This window comes from Amycolatopsis sp. VS8301801F10 (genome assembly GCF_046195355.1).
Classification (GTDB): domain Bacteria; phylum Actinomycetota; class Actinomycetes; order Mycobacteriales; family Pseudonocardiaceae; genus Amycolatopsis.
Genome location: NZ_CP176065.1, coordinates 383,871 through 403,085, shown reverse-complemented (window position 1 = coordinate 403,085; position 19,215 = coordinate 383,871). Strand labels below are relative to the sequence as shown.

Here is a 19,215-nt window from a genome sequence, read left to right as displayed (position 1 = left end):
ACGGAGAGAGCTGTCCCGTTCCGCAGGAGAACCCATGAGCTACGCGCGCAAGGACGACCGGCACAACGATGAGCTTGTCGACGAGATCGCCGACGGGTTCAAGCGGACTCTCGAGGAGAAACGCGAGGACGGCAGGCCCGCCGGACCCGCCTTCACGATTACCGGCGATGCCCGGAACGCGCCGAAACCGCGTCGCCGGGACCGCTGAGCGGCGCGGATCCGCCCCGTTTCCAGGGGTGGGATAAGGGTCGCCTAACCACCACCGGGGGCCAGGGAAGCGCGTAATGTCCGCACCGACCGGCCCAGCAGGAGAAGCCAGGAGTACGCAGTGACCTACGTGATCGCCGAGCCCTGCGTCGACGTGCTCGACAAGGCGTGTATCGACGAGTGCCCCGTGGACTGCATCTACGAGGGCGAGCGGATGTTGTACATCCACCCGGACGAGTGCGTCGACTGCGGCGCCTGCGAGCCGGTCTGCCCGGTCGAGGCCATCTACTACGAGGACGACGTCCCGGACAACTGGTCCGACTACACCAAGGCGAACGTCGACTTCTTCAACGAGCTGGGCTCGCCCGGCGGTGCCTCCAAGGTCGGCAAGACCGCGCACGACCCGGGGTTCATCAAGGCTCTGCCCCCGCAGGGCGAATGACCCGGCTGCCCGACTTCCCCTGGGATTCGCTCGCCGAGGTCAAGGCCCGCGCGCAGGCGCATCCCGGGGGCATCGTCGACCTGTCCGTCGGCACGCCCGTCGACCCGGTGCCGGACTCGATCCGCGCCGCGCTCGCGTCGGTGTCGGAGATCCCCGGCTACCCGGCCACGCACGGCACGCCTGAGCTGCGCGAAGCGGCCGTCACGGCGGTGCGGCGGCGGTACGGGATCACCGGGGTCGAACCGGACGCGGTGCTGCCGACGATCGGTTCGAAGGAGGCCGTGGCCTGGCTGCCGCGGCTGCTCGGCTTCGGACCGGGCGACGTGGTGGTCATCCCGGAGCTGGCGTATCCGACGTACGAGGTCGGCGCGCTGCTCGCGGGAGCCGAGGTGGTGCGCGCGGACGGGCTGACCCAGCTCGGCCCGCGCCGCCCGGCGATGATCTGGCTCAACTCGCCGTCGAACCCGACCGGCCGCGTGCTCGGCGTCGACCACCTGCGCAAGGTGGTCGAATGGGCGCGCGAGCGCGGCGCCGTCGTGGTGTCCGACGAGTGCTACCTCTCGCTCGGCTGGGAGGCGGAACCGCTGTCGGTGCTGCATCCGTCCGTCCACGGTGGACAGACGGACGGCCTGCTCGCGGTGCATTCGCTGTCCAAGTCGGCGAATCTCGCGAGCTATCGCGCCGGTTTCGTGACCGGCGACCGGAAACTGGTGAAGACCCTGCTGGAGGTGCGCAAGCACGCCGGCATGATCGTGCCGCGTCCGGTGCAGCAGGCGATGGTGGCCGCGCTGACCGACGACGAAGCCCTTGCCGAGCAACGCGAACGCTACCGCGCGCGGCGCGTGGTGCTGCGGAAGGCGTTGCAGGACAACGGGTTTGAAATCACGCATTCCGAGGCGGGGCTGTATCTCTGGGCCACCCGAGGGGAATCCGCGCAGGCCACGGTGGAATGGCTCGCCGAGCGCGGGATCCTGGTCGCGCCGGGCACCTTCTACGGTCCCGCGGGCAAGGAGCACGTGCGGGTCGCGCTGACGTCCACGGACGAGCGCATCGAGGCCGCCGCGGAGCGGTTGGCGCAGGGCTAGCGCCTGCGCAGTCCGTGCGGAGAACCCTGGGAGGGTGTTGCGGAACCTGGGTGGTTAGTTGTTGCTTCTGCTGGGCGGCGGGCTGCTTCGGTTTCGATGGGCCGTGGGGTTCGATGTGTTCGTCGGCGAGGCGAGCGGCCATCAGCCGGATCTTCGCGAACTGGATCATGGCCTCGGCGTGCGCTGTCTTGCGTTCGTAATCGCGGGTCAAGCGTCTCCCGCCTCGTCAGCCAGCTGACGGTTCGTTCCACCACCCACCGTCGGGGCAGCACCTGGAAGCCTGCCAGATCGGCGTTGTGCGGCACCGCCACGATCTCGACGTTCTCGTTCTCTCGAGCCCAGGCCACGAGCGTGGCGTCTTTCGAGTTGACGCAGCCGCCGTCCACCCACACCAGGCCGGGCAGCGGAAACCGTGCCCGGATCCCGCCCAGGATGCGGCGGTCTCCGGGCCGGTCCTGCACCGCCGCCGAGGGCTGCGGGTCCCGCTCGTCGCGCACGCGGACCGCGTCGCGCAGCACGTCGTGGATCCGCTGCCAGATGCCGTCCGCGGTCCAGGCCGCGAACACCCGGTACGCCGTGGTCCACAGCGCGAGATCACGCGGTGCCATCCGCCACGCGCACCCGCTGGCCAGCACATCACTGATCGTGTCGATCACCAGCCGACGCGAATGCACCCGCGGCCGCCCGCCAGACCCGGATGAGCCCTCGGCAGCAGCGGCTCGAGCACCGCCCACTGCGCATCGACCACCACACCGAACCGGCTACCACCATCGACACACCGAGCCGATCATCAAGTTTCACAACACCCTCTGCGGGAAACTGATTCGCCCCAGGGCCCCCGCATGCACTTCGCGGGAGCCCAGCCCTCCAGCGCGCGCTCGCCTCGCCTGGGGTTCTCCGCGGCGGCTCTCCCCCGCGACGCGTGCGCCTCTCCCCGACCTCGGCATCCCGCCGGTCCGGCCTCAGTAGTCGCGGCCGGTGAAACCGCGGTAGACGAACCGCGTCAGCGCCTCCACCGCTTCCTCGTCCGACGGCGGGGTCCAGCCCGCGGGCGGCGGGCTCATCAGCCACATCTGCGCGAAGTTGTGGATCAGCTGGTACATCATCGCGATGCTGAGCTGGGGGCTCGCCGGGAGCCGGTAACCGGCCGCGGTGACGTATTCGAGGTGGCGTTCGACGTCCACGGCCTCGCTGACGCCGAAGTTCGCGTAGGTGGCGGCGAAGTCCTCGTTCACCATCGCCGCCTGGTGCAGCGCGACCATGGTGGGCGCGTTCGCGCGGTAGAAGTTCCAGTACTGCCGCACGTGCCAGCGGACCGCGGCCGGGTCGCTGAAGTCGGACAGGTGGTCGTCGCGCGTGGCCTGCTCGTCGCTGGCCGCGGACAGGTCGGCCAGCAGCGCGACCAGCAGTTCCTCCTTGCTCGCGAAGTGGTTGTAGAACGACCCCGCGGCGCGCCCGGCTTCCTTGGTGATGTCGGTGATCTTCGTGTTCAGGTAGCCCTTGGCCGCGAACACGCGCTTGGCCGCTTCCTTCAGCGCCGTTTCCGTTTCGGCGGCTTTGTCCCGGCGGCTCGTCGCAGTCATCCCGCACCTCCCTTGACGCGAACGCTATCAGCGGGCACTCTGAATCCAGATTCACTGAATTCTAATTCACTGACAAGAGGCGAGGACATGACGGTGCTGGTGGCGGGAGCGGGCCCGACCGGGCTCACGCTGGCGATCGAGCTGGCGCGGCGCGGGGTCGGCGTGCGCGTGGTGGACAAGGCGGAGGAGTACTTCATCGGCTCGCGCGGCGACGGGCTGCAGCCGCGCACGCTGGAGGTGTTCGAGGATCTGGGGGTGCTGGACGCGGTGCTCGCCGCGGGTGCGCCGCCGTTTCCGATGCGGGTGTACCTGGACGGGGAGTTCACCATGGCGCGGCGGATGGCCGAGCCGGTCGAGCCGACCCCCGCGGTGCCGTATCCGAACGCCTGGGTCCTCGGCCAGTCGCAGACCGAGGGGATCCTCCGGGACCGGCTGGCCGAGTTCGGCGTGCGGGTGGAGCTGAACACCGCGCTGACCGGGTTCGCCCAGGACGAGGAGGGGGTCACCGCGGAGCTGTCGACGGGAGAGACGGTGCGCGTGGACTACCTGGTCGGCGCGGACGGCGGGAAGAGCTTCGTGCGCAAGGCGCTGGGGATCGCGTTCGAGGGGACCACTGACGAGTCGATCCGGATGCTGCTGGGCGACGTCTCGGCGGAGGGGCTCGACCCTGCCTCGGGGTACTGGTTCGCGAAGGCGGACGAGCCGATGTCCGGGGTCGCGTTCACGCCGCTTCCGGGCACGCCGTACTTCCAGTTCGCCTCCCCGCTCGGAGACGGCGACGCGGGAACCTCGCTGAGCGCGTTGCAGGAGCACCTGGACCGGGTGTCCGGCGGCGGGGTCCGGCTGCTCGACCTGGCGTGGTCCACGGTGTGGCGGCCGAATATCCGGCTGGCCGCGGCCTTCCGGCAGGGCCGGGTGTTCCTCGCCGGGGACGCCGCGCACGTCCACCCGCCGACCGGCGGACAGGGGCTGAACACCGGCGTGCAGGACGCGTACAACCTCGGCTGGAAGCTCGCCGACGGATCGCCGGAGCTGCTCGACAGCTACGAGGCGGAACGGCGCGCGGTCGCGGCGCGGGTGCTCGGGGTGAGCAGTGCGTTGCTGGAGAAGTACAAGGAGGGCGCCGAGGACGCGCACGAACGCGGTCCGGAGACGCTGCAGCTCGATCTGACTTACCGGGGCGGACCGCTGTCCCCGGCCGGCACGGGGGCGTTGCAGCCGGGCGATCGGGCCCCGGACGCGCCGCTCGTGGACGCGAACGGCAAGAACGTGCGGCTGTTCGAACTGTTCCAGGGTCCACATGCGACAGAACTGGTCTTCGGCGACGGGCCGCTCGGGACGGAGCATCCGGCGTATCGAATTCTGCCGAAGGGGGCCACGGGGGAGTTCGTGGACGCGGGCGGGCACGCGTATGCCGCGTATGCGGGTGCGCTGGGGAAGCGGGTGCTGGTGCGACCGGACGGGTACGTGTGGTCAGTGTCGTGAGTGTTCATCCCGGTTAGAACCGGGATGAACACTCACAAGACCGCGTGCTCGGCGGCTTCGATGCGGTGCCATACGTCGAGCCAGGTGGCGCGGGCGCGGGCGCGTTTGGCGAGTTCGTGCTCGACGATCCGGCCCGCGACGAAGCCGATCTCGGCGTCCGCGTTGGCCAGCACGCCGCGTACCTTCTCCGCGGCGAAGACCGCGTCCTGGTGCTCGCCCAGCACGGTCTGGAATTTGCGGGTCGCCTTGATCAGCTCGGCCAGCTTCGCGGCCTGCTTCTTCTTCGCCGCGGACCGGGCCAATTCGGCGGTGTAGCGGAGTTTCTTGCCGTGGATGCGCAGCGCGTGCAGGTCGTCGTCCGGGGGATTCGGGGGAAGGGCGGCGACCGCGCGGGCGAGTTTGCGGTACGGCTTGCGCACGTCGGCGGTCAACCCGGGCTTCTCGGACGGCGTCTCGTCGATCTCGTGCTCGGCGGTGCGGGACAGCTGGGCGATGCTCTGCAGCAGGGTCGCGTACCGGGGGCTCGACAGCGCCCGGTTCAGCCGGCGGCGGGCGGTGGCGCGTTCGGAGACGAAGCGGGACACCAGCCGTCGGCCGGCGGGCTGGTCGCGGACGTCGAACTCGGCGATCACCTCGCGCAGGTGGCCGATCAGCACGTCGTAGTCGCGGACCTCGCCGAGCACCTGGCCCAGCCAGCCGAGGTCGGCGCGCACCGGTTCGGCGGTGGGTCCGACCAGCGCGCTGGTCGATTTCAGCACGCTCCGCATCCGCCGCTGCGCAACGCGCATCTGGTGCAGTTCCTCCGGATCGGCCCCGGCCCGGGCGCCCGGTTCGCGGGCCAGCAGTTCGCGCAGTTCGTGATCGAGTTTGGCGCGGACGTGCGCGGCCGCCGGGGCCCCGGGCCCCGCCTGCACCGGTTCGGCGGGGAGCCCGAGAGCGGCCGGCGTCGTCGGTTCCGGAGTTCGGCGGCGGCTGGTCGCTTCGGAAGTCACCTGGTCAATGGTAGGTGAACGACGTTTCGACAGAGACCGCCGAAACAGCGAGAGGGTGCGCTTCCGCAGGGGGAGGCGCACCCTCTCGAGGGCTGGTTCAGTTGGCGTGCAGTGCCTCGTTCAGCTGGATGCCGACACCGCCGCGCGGCACGACCTCGACCGCGCCGGTCGCCGAGTTGCGCCGGAAGACCGCGCCGGAGATGCCGGACAGCTCGCGTGCCTTCACCGTCTTGCCGTCGACCTCGACCTTGGTGCCCGCGGTGACGTACAGCCCGGCCTCGATCACCGAATCGTCGCCGAGGGAGATGCCCGCGCCGCCGTTCGCGCCGATCAGGCAGCGTTCGCCGATCGAGATCACCTCGGTGCCGCCGCCGGACAGCGTGCCCATGATCGACGCGCCGCCGCCGACGTCGCTGCCGTCGCCGACCACCACGCCGGCCGAGATGCGGCCCTCGACCATCGAAGCGCCGAGCGTGCCCGCGTTGTAGTTCACGAAGCCCTCGTGCATCACCGTGGTGCCGGACGCGAGGTGCGCGCCGAGCCGCACGCGGTCCGCGTCGGCGATGCGGACCCCGGCCGGAACGACGTAGTCGACCATCCGCGGGAACTTGTCCACGCCGTACACGGTGACCGCGCCGCGCGACCGCAGCCGCAGCCGGGTCTGCTCGAAGCCCTCGACCGGGCACGGGCCGTGGTTCGTCCACACGACGTTGGCCAGCAGGCCGAAGATGCCGTCGAGGCTCTGCCCGCGCGGCTGGACCAGCCGGTGCGACAGCAGGTGCAGGCGCAGGTAGACGTCGTGGGCGTCGGCGGGCGCGGTGGCCAGGCTGCCGATCGTGACGCGCACCGCGACGACCTCGACACCGCGGTCGGTGTCCGGGCCGAGCAGCGCGGCCGCGGACTCGCCGAGCAGCTCGGCGGTCTGCTCCGCGGTCAGCCGTTCGGTGCCGCTGGCGCCTGCTTCGACCAGCTTGGGATGCGGGTACCAGGTGTCCAGCACGGTTCCGTCGGACGTGACGGTGGCCAGCCCGACGCCGACGGCGCCGGTCGTTTCGGGGTCAGGGGTCTGCTCGCTCACGCCGGTCACGGTAGCCGAAGCGGGCCGGATCAACCCGTGGTGGCCAGCTGGTTCACCTTCTGCTTGACCTCGGTCAGCGCGGCCGAGATGGAGACGAGCGCCTGCGTGCACGCCCCGCCCGGGGCCGGCACGGTGGTGCAGCCCGCCTGGCGGAACGCGCCGACCGCCTGGTCGATCGCGGTCGCGTCGCGGTCGAGCGGCTCGTTGACCGTCTTGCCCGCTTTCGCCAGCTTGTGCACCGAACCGGCGGTGTTGCCGACCTCGGTGACGTATTTCTCACAGCCCTTGGGCAGCTGCGTCTGCGGCCCGGTGAAGCAGGCGTCGGCCGACAGTGCGTCGAGCTTGATCGGCAGGGCGTCCGGACCCGGATCGCCGGCTCCGGGACGGGCCTTGGGCCCGGCCTCGTTGCTGCAGCCGGTGAGGACGAGGGCGAGGACGCCGAGAGCGACCAGGGAGCTTCGCGTGCGCACGTCCTCACGGTAGCCCCCGCGCCGGCTGGGTACGGTGCCGGTATGACCTCCCTTGACCTGCGCGCCGATCCGGCCGACCTCACTGCTGCCCTTGTGGATGTGTTCAGCGTCTCCGGGGAGGAGGGGCGGCTGGCTGACCTCGTGCAGGCGGCGTTGGTGGAGCAGGCTCCGCATTTGGAGGTGGTGCGGAATGGGGACGCGGTTCTGGCGCGGACCAATTTGGGGCGTCCGTCGCGGGTGATTCTCGCTGGGCATTTGGATACCGTGCCGGAGAATGCCAATCTGCCTTCTCGTCGTACTGGGGCTGGGGACGACGAGGTGTTGCACGGGCTGGGGTCGGTGGACATGAAGGGCGGGGACGCGGTGTTTTTGCATCTCGCCGCTACCTTGCCGGAGCCTCGGCACGATGTGACGTTTGTTTTTTATGACAATGAAGAGGTCGAGGCGGTTCGGAACGGGCTTGGGCGGATCGAGCGGGAGTTGCCCGAGTGGCTGGCCGGGGATCTCGCGATCGTGGGGGAGCCGTCCAACGGGGTGATCGAGGCTGGGTGCCAGGGGACCTTGCGGGTCGAGGTTCGTACGGCTGGGGCTCGGGCGCATACTGCTCGGGCTTGGATGGGGGTCAATGCGATTCACGCCCTTGCGGAGCCGTTGGCGCGGTTGGCCGCGTATTCGCCTCGGGTAGTGGAGATTGACGGGCTTACTTATCGGGAAGGGCTGCAGGCTACTGGTATCGCCGGTGGGGTGGCTGGGAATGTCGTTCCCGATGCGGCGGTGTTGACGGTTAATCATCGGTTCGCGCCGGATCGCAGTGCGGAGCAGGCGGAGGCTCACGTGCGGGAGGTGTTTACCGGATTTGACGTGACCTTGGTGGATATGTCGCCGGGGGCGTTGCCCGGGTTGTCCGCGCCTGCCGCGGCGGAGTTGGTGGCTGCGGCTGGGGGGTCCGCTGCGGCTAAGTTGGGGTGGACGGATGTGGCTCGGTTCGCGGCGTTGGGGATGCCTGCGGTGAATTTCGGGCCGGGGGATCCTGCTTTGGCGCATACGCAAGGGGAGAATGTTCGGGTTGGGGAGATTCGGGGGGTTGCGTCTGTGTTGAGGGCGTTTTTGGGGTGAGGCGGCTCGTCGCCTGGCGGCGACATTGCCGGTTAGTGGTTGCGTGGGGCACCCCGAAGCCCGATTGTGCTGACGGTCGGTGGGTGCTTGTCAAGGCGGGAAAGATGCCTTGACAAGCACCCACCGACCGCAGGGAGGCTTCGTATCGGGGTGCGGGGGAGGGGCTGGGTGCCTCGCTGTTTGGGTGCAGAGGCTGCGGTTTTAGGGCTTGGGTGGCTCGCTTGTTGGGTGCAGTGGTGCGGTTTTAGGGCTGGGTGCCTCGATGTGTTTGTGCATCGGCGGCGGTTTGGGGCGTGAGGGAATCAGGTGAGGGTTCCCTCACGGCGAAGGGCCGCCGGGGGTCTCCTGGCGGCCGTGCGAGTGTTGGGCTGAGGCCGGGGCGGCGACGTACGCAGCACCCCGGCCCACAGCAGCTTTTTAGCGGCCTTGCAGCGATTTCACGTTGTCGCCGAAGGTCCAGCCTCGGGAGCCGTCCCAGTTGATGGACCAGTCCATCAAGCCCTTGAGGCCTGGGACGCTTTGGTAGGCCTGCGAGACCAGGCCTGGGTCCATGTAGCCGCCGCCTGCGCCTGGCTGGGCGGGGAGGCCGGGGACCTGTTTGTCCACCGGGACGCGGATCGTAGTGCCTTGTACGGTGAGGCCCTTGTCCAGGCACTGCGTCTGCACGGTGAAGCCTTGCACGGTTCCCGCTTCGTAGCTGTCTCCGGAGCAGCCGTACATCGAGCCGTTGTAGTACTGCATGTTCAGCCACCACAGCTGGCCGTTGTCCGCGTACTTCTTGATGATCGGCAGGTATGCGCCCCAGATTGATCCATAGGTTACCGAGCCGCCGGTTACGTATGCTGTTTCTGGGGCCATGGTCAGGCCGAAGCCGGACGGCATTTGCGAGAGTACGCCGTCGATGATGCGTTCCAGGTTTGCTTGCGAGGCGGACAGCGAATTGATGTCGCCGCTGCTCGACAAGCCCGTTTCGATGTCGATGTCGATTCCGTCGAAATTGTACTTCTTCAGGATCGGCACGATGGTGCTCACGAACTTGTCGGCGACCGAGCTGGAAGACAAATCAATGCCTGCTGCCGCGCCGCCGATGGACATCAGGATGGTGGCTCCGGCGTCTTTGGCCGCGCACATTTCCGCGGGGGTGGAGACCTTCACCGTCGAGTCCATGCCGTCTTCCCACTGCACGGTGCCGTCGGAGAGGATCACCGGGAAGGCGGCGTTGATGACGTTGTACCCGTGTGCGGCGATGCTGGGGTCGTTGATCGGCACCCAGCCCATGCCGGGGTGGACGCCGTTCGCGGCTCCGTCCCAGTTTTCCCAGTAGCCCTGCAGCACCGGGCCGGATGGTCTCGGTTTTACCGCGCAGGTGTCCGAGTTCGGCGCCGCTGAGGCGGGCGCGATTCCCGTCAGCGGCAGTGCGAGCAGGGCCGCCGCGGCGGTCCAGAACCAGCGCGATTTCCGTCCGTTCATCACGGCTCCCGTCCCCGGTAACGGTGTTGCCGCAACGGTAAGCGGCGGGCCGGGGGCTGCCTACCCCCGATCGTATGGTCTAGACAAATTTCGGGCTGTTGGTCTGGACAAGTGCGCGAAACGCGGACCAGCCGGGCACGAGGCGCCGTGCCCGGCTGGTTCAGAGAACAGCTATCCCGCGGTTGCTGCGTCAGCAGGCCCCGTTGTCGGTCCAGACGGCCCAGGAACCGGGTGCGCCCGGCTCAGCGCCGACGGAGTACCACGTCGAGGTCCACTTGTGGTTGTTGTACGAGACCACGTCGCCGGGGCCGTAGAACGTGTTCGCGTCCCACGCCGCGATGCCGCCGCAGCCCGGCGGGTTGCCGCTGCCCACGGTCAGCGTGAAGTCCGACGTGTGGGTGGCGTTCGCGCCGGTCGCGGTGATCGTGATCTTGCTGGTGCCCTTCGGCGTGCTGGCCGTCGTGGCGATCGTGACGGTCGCGGTGGCTCCGGACTGGATGGTCGCCGGGTTGAACGTCGCGGTCGCGCCCGAGGGCAGGCCGCTCGCGGTCAGCTTCACCTGCTGCGCCGCGCCGTTGGTGATCTTGGTGGTCACCGTGGACGTGGCCGACTGTCCGGGCTGGACGGTCGCGCTCGTCGGCGACAGCGCGACGGAGAAGTCGTTGTCCTTGGGCGGTTCGCCCGAGCAGGTGGCCTCGCCGGAGACCGCGCCGACCGAAACCGCGTCCCACGCCGCCTTGGTGGCGTTGAACTCGGTGCAGCTGCCCGGGAACAGGTCGACCGCCGCCTGCAGGGTGGCCTTGCGGGCCGCCTTGTGGTTCCAGGACGACGTCTTGTGCAGCAGGCCGTTGTAGAAGATCTTGCCCGCCTTCTGGATGCCGACGCCGGTGACGCTGCTGTTGTTGCAGGTCGGGCTCGACGGCTGGCCGTCCGACGGCGAGCTGCCCTCGGCGAGCAGGTAGAACCAGTGGTTCTGCGGGCCCGCGGCGGCGTGCACCTCGGTGTTCGGGATGGACGACGAGTAGCAGTTCGGGTCGCCGATCTGGCCCGGGTTGTACATGTAGCGGATCGGGCCCTGGCCGACCAGGTTGACGCCCTCGCCGACGGTGAAGTCCGGCTTGTCGACCGGGTTGTTCGCGTAGAACTCGGTCAGCGCGCCGAAAATGTCGCCGGTGGACTCGTTGAGCCCGCCGTTCTCGTTGCCCGAACCCGCGCCGCCCGGCGTGTTCTGGAAGATGCCGTGGCCGAACTCGTGGCCCACCACGTCCATCGACGTCGCCTGGCGCTGGTTGTCCTGCGAGTGGCCGAAGTGCGTGGACGAGCCGTCCCAGTACGCGTTGACGTCGTTCAGCCCGACCGAGGCGGGGAACCCGCGGCCGTTGCCGTCGATGCCGTTGCGGCCCAGCCAGTCCTTCAGCATGTTCCACTCGGTCTGCACGCTGTACAGCGTGTCGACGCACCCGGTTTCGAGGTCGGTGCCGCTGCCGTTGCCCCAGTTGTTGCTGGACTTCGTGAACACCGAGCCGTTCTCGCGGCCGCAGCTGATGCCCGACCGGTTCGGGTCGCGCATCGAGTAGGAACTGCCGGAACCGGTGGTGTCGATGCTGACCTGGCCGACGTAGTAGCTGTTGCCGTTGCCCGCCACGGCGGGGGCGGCGGCGTTCGCGGCCGACTTGGCCGGGCTTTCGGCCTTCACGTCGTCGCGCTGGTCGAGGACCTTGCCGGTGGCGGCGTCGACGAAGACGTGCAGGTTGCTCGGCGCCTTCGCGGTACGGCCCTTGACGACGACCTCGTAGGCCAGTTTCGGCTGTGCGCCGCCGAGAACGACCAGATCAGGCTTGCTCACCGCGCTCACGGTCGGCAGCTGGCCGCGGGCGACCGAAGCCGCGCGCGCCGCGTCGACAGTGGGCTTGGTGCCCACGGTGATGGCCGCGCTCTCGGCGGAGTCGGTGCCGCGCACGCGGCCCGTTCCGTCGGCGACGATCACCGCATCCCCGCCGACGACCCGGAGGCCGTCGTAGGTGCGCTCGTAGGAGTTGTAATACAGCCCGGCGTCGCCCAGGGTGGTGCTGACGCGGTGCAGGCTTTCGGCCGAGCTCTTGCGGAGCCCGACGGCGCCTGCGGCGGCAGCCCGGTCGGCGGCCGCGATCGCGGTGGCCTGCGGGTCTGCGGAAGGTTGGGCGGGGGCCGCGGATGCCGGGGTCACCGGCAGCGCGAGCAGGGAAAGGGCGAGACCGGCGACACTTGCGATGCCGGTGGCGAGCCCTCTTCTGGACGTCATCGACAGTCCTTTCGGGGTACACGATGGGGAAAAGCGCAACGCGTTGAGCTGGGCTGATCAGGCCGCGGACACCGTGAGTAAAAAAGCGCTCACGGGGGCGGTCAATGCGCTGAACGGACCAGCGGGACCCCGGGGGCGATCAGGACTATTCCCCGCAAGTGGCCTCGTAGCAGGGAAAACGCCGGTTTGGGACGGTCCGGGCGACTTTCGTAGGTAGTTGCCGACAACCGGCCATTGGTAGGAGGACCGGAACCCGCTGGTGGTCCGCTTTCCCGCGTTCAGCCGCGGGCAACCGAGCCGTCACGCTCTGGTGCCGACGCGGGCGCCCGCCTCGGCCGAACGGCCCGTAGGCTTGGCTGGTGAGCCAACAGTCTGAGTTTCCCGACGGCCAGTACCCCGAACGTCCGGTGGAGCGGCACAAGGGCCCGGTGGTGCTCCGGCGCGATCGGCGCGACCAGGGCAGCACGACCGACCAGCGGCTGCTCGACTCGCGGGGCCCGAGCGACTGGGTGCACACCGACCCGTGGCGCGTGCTGCGGATCCAGGCCGAGTTCGTCGAGGGGTTCGGCGCGCTCGCCGAGGTTCCGCGCGCGGTGACCGTGTTCGGTTCGGCACGCACGAAACGCGACAACCCGGAGTATGAACTGGGCCGCAAGATCGGCGCCGCGCTCGCCGACGCCGGCTTCGCGGTGATGACCGGCGGCGGTCCGGGCGCGATGGAAGCGGTGAACCGCGGCGCGAACGAGGCCGGCGGGTTCTCCGTCGGGCTGGGCATCGAGCTGCCGTTCGAACAGGGCCTGAACCCGTGGGTCGACCTCGGCGTGAACTTCCGGTATTTCTTCGCGCGCAAGACCATGTTCGTCAAGTACTCGCAGGCGTTCATCTGCCTTCCCGGCGGATTCGGCACGCTCGACGAACTGTTCGAGGCGCTCACGCTGGTCCAGACCAAGAAGGTGACGAAGTTCCCGGTCGTGCTGTTCGGCACCGAATACTGGGGCGGGCTGTACGACTGGATCGCGAAATCCGTGCTCGGCGGCGGGAAAATCGGCGAAAAGGATCTCGACCTGCTGCACTTGACCGACGACATCGACGACGCGGTGCGCGTCGTGCAGGAGTCTTATCAGGCTTGGGAGGACACGCACTGATGCGGATCTGTGTGTTCTGCGGTTCGGCGCGGGGCTTCTCGCCGGAGTACGCCGAGGCGGCGGCCGGCGTCGGAAAACTGCTGGCGCAACGGGGAATCGGCCTCGTCTACGGCGGCGCGAGCGTCGGCACCATGGGCGTGGTGGCCGACGCGGCGCTCGCCGCGGGCGGCGAAGTGTTCGGCGTGATCCCGGAAGTGCTGTCGGACGTGGAAATCGCGCACGGCGGTCTCACCGAATTGCACGTGGTCCCCGACATGCACCAGCGCAAAGCGAAAATGGCCGCGCTGTCGGACGCGTTCGTCGCGTTGCCCGGCGGGGTCGGCACCCTCGAGGAATTGTTCGAGGTGTGGACGTGGGCGCAGCTCGGGATCCACCGCAAGCCGATCGGGCTGCTCGACGTGGCCGGGTATTACTCGCCGCTGGTGGAGTTCGCCGATCAGATGCTGGAAAAGGGCTTCCTGCGCCCGGAAACCCGGCAGCTGATCAGTGTCGCCTCGGACGCCGAGAAGCTGATCGACCTCATGGCCCGTTCGGCCGGATAGCGGTTCACGACGCTTTTTCGTCCGGTCGTTTGTGGTAGGTGTCGACGTATTCCTGCCCGGACAGTTCGAGAATGGCGTACATGATTTCGTCGGTCACCGACCGGCGGATGGCCGAGGACGAGTCCTGGCCCTCGTACCGCGAGAAGTCCAGCGGTTCGCCGAACCGGACCTTGATCTTGGCGAGCCGCGGGATTTTCGCGCCGTTGGGCTGGATGCCCTCGGTGCCGAACAACGCGACCGGGACCACCTTCGCGCCGGTGGACAGCGCGAGCGCCGCGACGCCGGTGTGCCCGCGGTGCAGCCGTCCGTCGAGCGAGCGGGTGCCCTCGGGGTAGATCGCGAACACGCCGCCGTCGGTGAGCACCTTGCGGCCCGCCTCGAGCGCGGCGAGCCCGGCCTGTGCGTTGCCGCGTTCGACCGGGACGTAGCCGAGCGCGTCGAGCGACTTCGCGATGAACCGGCCCTTGAGGCCCTTGCCGGTGAAGTACTCGGCCTTGCCGAGGAACCGGACCTGCCGCGGGGTGGTGAACGTGATCACACCCGTGTCCAGCGCCGCCCGGTGGTTGGAGGCGAGCAGCACCGGGCCGTCTTCGGGGATGTTCTCCACACCCTCGACCTGAGGCCGGTAGAGCGCGCGGACCAGCGGTCCGAGCACGAAACGGACGAGCAGCGGCAGCAAGGGTTCTCCCTCCGGAGGATCGGGCACCTGCTCCAGCATGGCACGATCGCCTCCATGAGCTGGTTTCACCGTCGCACCTGGCAGGAGCCCGGGTGGAGCGCCGCGGACATCCTCGCCGCCAAACGCGGCCGGACGGTGTCGGTCGTGCTGCCGGCGCTGGACGAGGAGGAGACGGTCGCCGCGGTGGTCGCGTCGGTGCGCCCGCTGCTCGGCGGGGTCGTCGACGAGCTGGTGGTGGTCGATTCCGGCTCCACGGACGCGACGGCCGAGGTCGCTGCGGCCGCCGGGGCGCGGGTGGTGCGCCGCGAGGACGTCGTCCCGGAGCTGCCCCCGCGTCCGGGCAAGGGCGAGGTGCTGTGGCGCTCGCTCGCCGCGACGACCGGCGACGTGGTGGTGTTCCTCGACTCCGATCTGGTCGACCCGGACCCGGCGTTCGTGCCGTCGCTGCTCGGCCCGCTCCTCACCGAGGACGGCGTGCACCTGGTCAAGGGCTTCTACCGCCGCCCGCTGCGGCTGGAGAGCACCGGCGGCGGCCGGGTGACGGAGCTGCTGGCGCGCCCGGTGCTGTCCGCGCTGCGCCCGGCGCTGGGCGAGCTGGTGCAGCCGCTGGGCGGCGAGTACGCGGGCACGCGCGAGTTCCTCGAGTCGGTGCCGTTCGCCGGCGGGTACGGCGTGGAGATCGGGCTGCTGCTCGACGCCGAGGAGCGCTACGGGCTGGACGGATTGGCGCAGGTCAACCTCGGGGTGCGCAAACACCGCAACCGCTCGTTGCTGCAGCTCGGCGTGATGGCCCGGCAGATCCTCGGCACCGCGCTGGCCCGCTGCGGGATGCCGAGCGCGGAGGCGGCGCGGTTCACCCAGTTCGTGCAGGTGTCCGGCGAGTGGGTGCCGGACGTGACGGAGGTGCCGGTGCTGGACCGGCCGCCGATGCGGGAGGTGCTGGCCGCCCGGCAGCCGTAGTGTCCACAGAGGACACCAGCCGGGTTTCATCGAGAAGTCATCGGCGCGCGCTACCTTCGGGGACCGATCCGATTCGACGCGCGGGGGCGATGGACGTGGCCGACAACCAGCTGGACGCCGGGACCGTGAACCGGGTGAAACTGCGCGGCCTGGTGCTCCGGCAACCGGACCGGAATACCGTGCGGGTCTTCGCCGACGACGGCACGCGGGAGGGCTGCGCGATCGGCTGGGCCGAACTGGCTCCGCATCCTGAGCGCCGCCGCCCCGCGTGGCAGACGTTCTACCGCAGCGTGCCCGGCGACGATTCCAGCTACTGGAGCGGCGGGATCGCCCGCCGGGCCGGATACCAGCCGTTGGAGTACGGGGGAAGCGACGAACTCCGCTTGGCGATCGACGAGATCCTCACGCTCGCGCGCTGGGGCGATGTCCTGGCCGACCGCGAAGTCCGCTCCGGCCGGACCGGGAGTTACACCGCGACGATGGATCCGGCGCAGGCCGAGTGGCTGGCCGGGCTCGACGCGCCGAAGGGGGTCACGCATCTCGGCGGCGGGCGGGTGCGGCTGACCGCTGTGGTGGTCGCGCTTTTCCGGGGTTCGCCGGATCCGCAGCCGCATGTCGACGCCAACGACCTCTTCCACCTTGATCCGCTGGACGAGCCGATCCGGCTGGTCCGGGAGCGGTGAGCGCGCGACGCCCGTCCTCCAAGACGAGTACCTGGTCGAACCCGGCGACGTGCTCCGGCCGGTGCGTTACCAGCACGACAGTTCCCCTCGCCTGAGCGAGAACCCTCGCCAAGACCTCGTCGCCGTGCGCTGGGTCGAGGCCTTCCACTGGTTCGTCGAGGACCAGGACCGGCGGTGCGGCGAGCACGGCGCGGGCGAGGAGCAGCCGTTGCCGTTGCCCGCCGGAGAGGGCGTCGCCGTCTTGGCCGGTGTCCCGGTCGAGCGGGAGGTCGAAGCCCGCGGTTTCGCAGGCTGCGCGCAGGTCGTCGTCGGTGGCTTCCGGCCTGGCCAGCAGCAGGTTTTCGCGGACGGTCGTGGCGAAGACATGTGCGTCGGCGAGGGCTCCGGAGATCACGGCGGGGTGTGGTCCGGCCACGGGACGGCCGTCGACGGTGATCGAGCCGGACGTGGGGGAGACGAAGCCGAGCAGGACGTGCAGCAGGGTCGTTTTTCCGGCGCCGGACGGGCCGAGGACGCCTAGGCGGGTGCCGGGCGGCAGGTCGAGATCGATGCCGTCGAGTGCGGCGCGGCGGCCGGGATGCTGGACGCGGACGTCGGTCAGCCGGAAATGTCCTGGGCCGGCGATCGGTTCTGGGGCTGGTTTTGGTGCGGCGAGAACGGCGCGTACCCGGCGCAGCGAAGCCCGGATTTCGGGGATCCGTTCGGCGGCGGTGAGCAGCGGCAGGACCAGCTCGAACAGCGCCATCGTGGTCAGGGTGAGGGCAGCGGTGACCGGGAGGCTCGCCGGGCTGAGCAGCGCGACCGCGGCGGTGGTAGCGAATTGCACGGCGATTCCGGCAGCGGTGGTCAGGGCGAGGCGGGCGCCGGCGCGGCGGGAGTCCGCGGCCAGTTTGCGGATGACCGTGGTGGCGCGGGCTTTTTCCCGGTCTTCCCAGCCGTAGGCGATCAGTTCGTCGCGGCCGAGGACGAGTTCTACGGTGCGTTCAGCGAGTTCCTGCCGCGGCTCGGGTGCTTTGCCGCGCGGAATGCACAGGAGGCTCGTCGCGAGCAGTCCAATGAGGACGATCCCGGCGAGCGGAAGGCTTACCAGCGCGGCGAAAATGACCACGGCGAGACCGACGGTGGCTGCCACGATGGCTGGTAGCGCGAGCCGGAGGATAGCGTCCTGTACAGCGTCCACATCGGACACCAGACGGGTGACCAGGTCCGCGCCGGAGTGTTCGGCGACCCGGCGGGGGAGAAGCGCCTGGTACACCCGCGTCCGGAGAGCGCCGAGGTAGCGGAGGACAACGTCATGTCCGGCAAGGCGTTCGGCGTAACGGAGCCCGCCGCGCGCCAATGCGAAGACTCGCACGGCGACGATTGCCAGGGTAAGCGCGGCGAGCGGGGGTTGTTCGGCGGCGCGCAGGAGCAGCCAGGCCGCGGTGCCGGTCAACCCGAGTCCGGCGAGTTCGGCACCGACGGCGAGCAGGGTCGCGCGGGCGAGTTTCATCTGGTCATCCCGTGTTTGAGTTCGACCGTCCGCGTCGCGAGCGCTGCCAACGCCGGTCGGTGCGCGACCAGGACCGCGGTGCGGCCGGGCAGCAGTTCCTTGGCACCGGCCAGCACGGTCGCTTCCGTTCGCGCGTCGAGGCGGGCGGTGGGTTCGTCCAGCAGGACCAGTCCGGCTTCGGTACGGGACAAGGCGCGCGCCAGGCCGACGCGTTGCCGTTGCCCGGCGGACAGTCCTGCGCCGAGTTCGCCGAGCTGTGTCGCGTAACCGTCGGGGAGGTCGGTGACGATGTCGTCGACCCGGCGGCCGCCGGTGTTTTCCATCAGGGAGCCGCGGAACAACGTCGGACGCTGGGGCAGCCACGCGGTGTCGCGCAGCCACGACGAGTGGTCGAGGGTGCGCAGGTCGACGCCGTCGATCAGGACCCGGCCGGAGGTCGGCTCGACAAAGCCCAGCAGTACCGCGAGCAGGGTGGACTTGCCGGAACCGCTCGGTCCGACCAAGGCGAGATGCTCGCCGGGCGGAATAGCCAGGTCTACTTCGGACAGTGCGCGGGTTTCGCCGTAGTACACGGAAACCTGGTCGAAAACGATCTCCGGCGGGCCAAGGCGACGGGTCTGCGTGCCGGATCGGCGGACTGCCGTGGGCGCGCTGAGGATCTCTTTCAGCGCGGTGAGTCCTTCGGCGGCGGCGTGGAACTTCGCTCCGGCGGCGCGCAGCGGCAGGTACGCCTCGGGAGCGAGAACCAGGATCAGCATCGCGGTGTGCGCGGTCATCGAACCGGACAACAGTCGGAACCCGATCGGTACCGCGACGAGTGCGATCGACAGTGTGGCAACGAGTTCCAGCACCAAGGCGGATAGGAAGGCGACTTTCAGTGTCCGGATGGTCGCGTCGGCGTGCGCATCGGCCATCTCGCGCACGACGCGGGTCTGGGCTTGTGCGCGGCCGAACAGCTTGAGCGTTGGCAGGCCGCGGACGACGTCGAGAAAGTGCCCGCCGAGCCGGGTCAGCAGTGTCCACTGTGTACGCGCCTTCGTGTGCGCGCCGATCAACGCGCCGAAGAGCGGGATCAGCGGAACGGTCGCGGTGACGATCAAGGCGGAAGTCAGGTCGGCGGCGAAAAGCCTGGCCAGTACTGCGATGGGCACTACCGCGGACAGCACCATCGCGGGCAGGTAGCCGGTGAGATACGTGGCGGTGGCGTCGACCCCCTTGGTGATTCGGGTGGCGGTCACGCCGGGGTCGCCGGTCGCGTCGAGCAACCGGCAACGCAAGCCCGCTTGGGCTGAAGCCGCGAAGCGACTGGTGAACAGGCCCTGCGCGACGACGAGCAGAAGCCGCGCACCGACCGCGACGCACAGTGCGACTGAAACGCCGCCGCCGGTGAGCAGGGTCGCCAGCCCGTCAGCCTGAACGAGCACGAGAACAGCGGTGCCGACGGCCAGCAGGGCGAGCGTCGCGAGGTAACCGCGGAGACCGGGGAGAGCGGGCATGGCGAGGCT

At 69.6% G+C, this 19,215-nt stretch carries 17 protein-coding genes and 1 pseudogene; 8 read left to right on the top strand and 10 right to left on the bottom strand.

Translation table 11 applies throughout. The features are described 5' to 3' along the window. Positions 1–34: 34 nt before the first annotated feature. The 3 genes from F9C11_RS01875 (at position 35) to dapC (ending at position 1,734) form a co-directional block, all read left to right on the top strand. Entirely contained in the window at positions 35–208 is a 174-nt protein-coding gene (locus tag F9C11_RS01875; protein WP_409183229.1) for a hypothetical protein, read from the top strand. A gap of 120 nt (positions 209–328) precedes the next feature. Further along, positions 329–649: a ferredoxin gene (fdxA, locus tag F9C11_RS01870; RefSeq protein ID WP_009072848.1), complete on the top strand. Its 321-nt coding sequence runs from the start codon at positions 329–331 to the stop codon at positions 647–649. Next, positions 646–1,734: a succinyldiaminopimelate transaminase gene (gene dapC / locus F9C11_RS01865; RefSeq protein WP_409183228.1), complete on the top strand. Its 1,089-nt coding sequence runs from the start codon at positions 646–648 to the stop codon at positions 1,732–1,734. Before fdxA ends, dapC begins: the two co-directional genes overlap by 4 nt. Here the strand turns inward: dapC and F9C11_RS01860 are convergent. Next, positions 1,731–2,485: pseudogene (locus tag F9C11_RS01860) on the bottom strand (transposase). The gene dapC and the pseudogene F9C11_RS01860 sit on opposite strands and share 4 nt — an antisense overlap. Before the next feature lie 211 nt (positions 2,486–2,696). Next, positions 2,697–3,317, bottom strand: coding sequence for a TetR/AcrR family transcriptional regulator (locus F9C11_RS01855; protein WP_409183227.1), 621 nt, complete (start codon positions 3,315–3,317; stop codon positions 2,697–2,699). Positions 3,318–3,404: 87 nt separating this feature from the next. On the opposite strand from F9C11_RS01855, the gene F9C11_RS01850 reads away from it, so the two are divergent. After that, a complete protein-coding gene (locus tag F9C11_RS01850; protein ID WP_409183226.1) occupies positions 3,405–4,802 on the top strand; it encodes an FAD-dependent monooxygenase in 1,398 nt (465 codons plus the stop codon). A gap of 32 nt (positions 4,803–4,834) precedes the next feature. On the opposite strand, the gene F9C11_RS01845 is transcribed toward F9C11_RS01850, so the two are convergent. From F9C11_RS01845 to F9C11_RS01835, 3 genes are all read right to left on the bottom strand, one after another. Beyond that, on the bottom strand, positions 4,835–5,794 hold the full coding sequence (locus tag F9C11_RS01845) for a CHAD domain-containing protein (RefSeq protein WP_409183225.1): 960 nt from the start codon (positions 5,792–5,794) through the stop codon (positions 4,835–4,837). 97 nt (positions 5,795–5,891) lie between these two features. Then, complete coding sequence (dapD, locus tag F9C11_RS01840) at positions 5,892–6,872, bottom strand: 2,3,4,5-tetrahydropyridine-2,6-dicarboxylate N-succinyltransferase (RefSeq protein WP_409183224.1); 981 nt, start codon at positions 6,870–6,872, stop codon at positions 5,892–5,894. 29 nt (positions 6,873–6,901) lie between these two features. Further along, the gene (locus tag F9C11_RS01835) at positions 6,902–7,342 is read right to left on the bottom strand and encodes a hypothetical protein (protein WP_409183223.1); all 441 of its coding nucleotides are present in this window, start codon (positions 7,340–7,342) and stop codon (positions 6,902–6,904) included. A gap of 42 nt (positions 7,343–7,384) precedes the next feature. Between F9C11_RS01835 and dapE the strand changes: the two genes are divergently transcribed. Next, positions 7,385–8,458, top strand: a complete 1,074-nt coding sequence (gene dapE, locus F9C11_RS01830; protein ID WP_409183222.1) for a succinyl-diaminopimelate desuccinylase — start codon at positions 7,385–7,387, stop codon at positions 8,456–8,458. A 417-nt stretch (positions 8,459–8,875) separates the two neighbouring features. Here dapE and F9C11_RS01825 read toward each other — a convergent pair whose 3' ends face one another. Beyond that, positions 8,876–9,928, bottom strand: a complete 1,053-nt coding sequence (locus F9C11_RS01825; protein WP_409183221.1) for a chitinase — start codon at positions 9,926–9,928, stop codon at positions 8,876–8,878. Positions 9,929–10,118: 190 nt separating this feature from the next. Then, positions 10,119–12,209: a M4 family metallopeptidase gene (locus tag F9C11_RS01820; protein ID WP_409183220.1), complete on the bottom strand. Its 2,091-nt coding sequence runs from the start codon at positions 12,207–12,209 to the stop codon at positions 10,119–10,121. Between the two features lie 359 nt (positions 12,210–12,568). On the opposite strand from F9C11_RS01820, the gene F9C11_RS01815 reads away from it, so the two are divergent. Together F9C11_RS01815 and F9C11_RS01810 are read left to right on the top strand one after the other, a co-directional pair. After that, entirely contained in the window at positions 12,569–13,354 is a 786-nt protein-coding gene (locus F9C11_RS01815; protein ID WP_409183219.1) for a TIGR00730 family Rossman fold protein, read from the top strand. After that, on the top strand, positions 13,354–13,896 hold the full coding sequence (locus F9C11_RS01810) for a TIGR00730 family Rossman fold protein (RefSeq protein WP_409183218.1): 543 nt from the start codon (positions 13,354–13,356) through the stop codon (positions 13,894–13,896). Before F9C11_RS01815 ends, F9C11_RS01810 begins: the two co-directional genes overlap by 1 nt. A 4-nt stretch (positions 13,897–13,900) precedes the next feature. Here F9C11_RS01810 and F9C11_RS01805 read toward each other — a convergent pair whose 3' ends face one another. Then, the gene (locus F9C11_RS01805) at positions 13,901–14,575 is read right to left on the bottom strand and encodes a lysophospholipid acyltransferase family protein (protein WP_409186787.1); all 675 of its coding nucleotides are present in this window, start codon (positions 14,573–14,575) and stop codon (positions 13,901–13,903) included. 54 nt (positions 14,576–14,629) lie between these two features. On the opposite strand from F9C11_RS01805, the gene F9C11_RS01800 reads away from it, so the two are divergent. After that, positions 14,630–15,535: a glucosyl-3-phosphoglycerate synthase gene (locus tag F9C11_RS01800; protein ID WP_409183217.1), complete on the top strand. Its 906-nt coding sequence runs from the start codon at positions 14,630–14,632 to the stop codon at positions 15,533–15,535. A gap of 531 nt (positions 15,536–16,066) precedes the next feature. On the opposite strand, the gene cydC is transcribed toward F9C11_RS01800, so the two are convergent. Continuing rightward, the gene (gene cydC / locus F9C11_RS01795) at positions 16,067–17,710 is read right to left on the bottom strand and encodes a thiol reductant ABC exporter subunit CydC (protein ID WP_409183216.1); all 1,644 of its coding nucleotides are present in this window, start codon (positions 17,708–17,710) and stop codon (positions 16,067–16,069) included. Further along, a complete protein-coding gene (gene cydD, locus F9C11_RS01790) occupies positions 17,707–19,206 on the bottom strand; it encodes a thiol reductant ABC exporter subunit CydD (protein WP_409183215.1) in 1,500 nt (499 codons plus the stop codon). The genes cydC and cydD overlap by 4 nt, the downstream gene beginning before the upstream one ends. Between the last annotated feature and the right edge of the window lie 9 nt (positions 19,207–19,215).

Excerpts from the sequence above, each read along its gene's own strand:
- dapE (WP_409183222.1), top strand. The coding sequence starts at position 7,385 with ATGACCTCCCTTGACCTGCGCGCCGATCCGGCCGACCTCACTGCTGCC.
- F9C11_RS01875 (WP_409183229.1), top strand. The coding sequence starts at position 35 with ATGAGCTACGCGCGCAAGGACGACCGGCACAACGATGAGCTTGTCGAC.
- F9C11_RS01850 (WP_409183226.1), top strand. The coding sequence starts at position 3,405 with ATGACGGTGCTGGTGGCGGGAGCGGGCCCGACCGGGCTCACGCTGGCG.
- cydD (WP_409183215.1), bottom strand. The coding sequence starts at position 19,206 with ATGCCCGCTCTCCCCGGTCTCCGCGGTTACCTCGCGACGCTCGCCCTG.
- cydC (WP_409183216.1), bottom strand. The coding sequence starts at position 17,710 with ATGAAACTCGCCCGCGCGACCCTGCTCGCCGTCGGTGCCGAACTCGCC.
- F9C11_RS01825 (WP_409183221.1), bottom strand. The coding sequence starts at position 9,928 with ATGAACGGACGGAAATCGCGCTGGTTCTGGACCGCCGCGGCGGCCCTG.
- F9C11_RS01820 (WP_409183220.1), bottom strand. The coding sequence starts at position 12,209 with ATGACGTCCAGAAGAGGGCTCGCCACCGGCATCGCAAGTGTCGCCGGT.
- F9C11_RS01800 (WP_409183217.1), top strand. The coding sequence starts at position 14,630 with ATGAGCTGGTTTCACCGTCGCACCTGGCAGGAGCCCGGGTGGAGCGCC.
- F9C11_RS01855 (WP_409183227.1), bottom strand. The coding sequence starts at position 3,317 with ATGACTGCGACGAGCCGCCGGGACAAAGCCGCCGAAACGGAAACGGCG.
- F9C11_RS01810 (WP_409183218.1), top strand. The coding sequence starts at position 13,354 with ATGCGGATCTGTGTGTTCTGCGGTTCGGCGCGGGGCTTCTCGCCGGAG.
- dapC (WP_409183228.1), top strand. The coding sequence starts at position 646 with ATGACCCGGCTGCCCGACTTCCCCTGGGATTCGCTCGCCGAGGTCAAG.